Genomic DNA, 1209 nt, shown 5'->3' on the forward strand with positions numbered 1-1209 from the left:
TGCTGCCGCCACCGCTGGCAGTTTGGTCAACAATACCGATCCGGCCTGTGTTGACGAGACTTGATGCGGCGATGTCGAATGACTGCGCACCGCTTTGGGTGATGTTGCCAGTGTTATTCAGGCTGGTTGCATTGAGCTGGACACTGCCTGCGGTGAGGTTACCACTGTTGTTGGCCGCTTGTGCATTGATGACTTGGTTGTTGACGGTGGTGATTTGACCGCTGTTAGTCAGGTCTTTGACGCTGATGCTGCTGTCGTTGCCTGATTCAATCCGCCCAGCGTTGGTGAGGTTGCCTTGTGCGTCGAGGGTGAGATTGCCTTCAGAGATGAGTTTGCCACCATTGTTGATGCCCAAACCCGCCTCTGTGCCGACCAAGCGCATTTGCCCCGCGTACATGCCGCCAAGTGCCGCGACGTCGAGGGCAAACTGTGGTGCTGTGCCCTGCCCTGTTTGGGCGTTAATCCCTGCGGTGTTGGTGTTGCCATCTACTGTGACTTGATTCGCACCGAGGATGAGGTCGGCTTGATTCGCCCAGACCTGCGCATTGAGCTGCGCAGCTCTGGTAATGAGCGAGAGTTTGTCTGCGCCTGTGGCGTTGAGGCCTTGGCCATTGACGGTGATGTTGCCGCCTGTGACGTTAAAGCCTGTCAATGCGCCGTTATTGAACTGCGGTGTGCCTGTGGTGAGGGTGACGTTGGCAGCGTTGATGAAGCCTGCGCCATTGACTGAGATGCCATTCGGGTTGGCGACGATGAGATTGGATCTGTTGCCTGCGATTTCTTGGTAACCGTTGAGGCTACTGCCGTTCGGCCCTGTGACTTGGTTGATGATGGTGCGGGCAGCGTTGTTGCCGAGCATCGGGTTGCCTTGGATGAAACCCGCGAGTTGCGTTTGGCTCATGGCACCGCTGTTGTTCAGCACGAGGCCATTGGCATTGACGTTGTAGTTTTGGAATTGATTGAGCGACACGCCTTGCGCATTGGGCGCAACGACATTCACCACAGGGACACCGTTGGCCGCGACACCGATGATGGGTTTGCTGCCCGCTTGATTCGGGTCGATGGCGATTTCTTGAGCTGTAGCCGTGCCCACAATCAATGCGCTGCCGAGCAGCAGTTTGGTCGCTAACTGAATCGTACTGAACCCAAACGCCTGATTCGATGTGTCTCGTGTATCGTCTGAACCTATCTGACCCACTTGGCCTTGAC

The 1209-nt window shown here is 56.2% G+C and carries 1 protein-coding gene; it reads right to left on the minus strand.

The window, feature by feature from the left end; translation table 11 throughout:
* Positions 1 to 1209: filamentous hemagglutinin N-terminal domain-containing protein (locus tag IE082_RS11070; RefSeq protein WP_189493966.1), on the minus strand; the 1209-nt coding region annotated here is incomplete at both ends.

The organism is Formosimonas limnophila, assembly GCF_014652675.1.
Lineage (GTDB): Bacteria > Pseudomonadota > Gammaproteobacteria > Burkholderiales > Burkholderiaceae > Hydromonas > Hydromonas limnophila.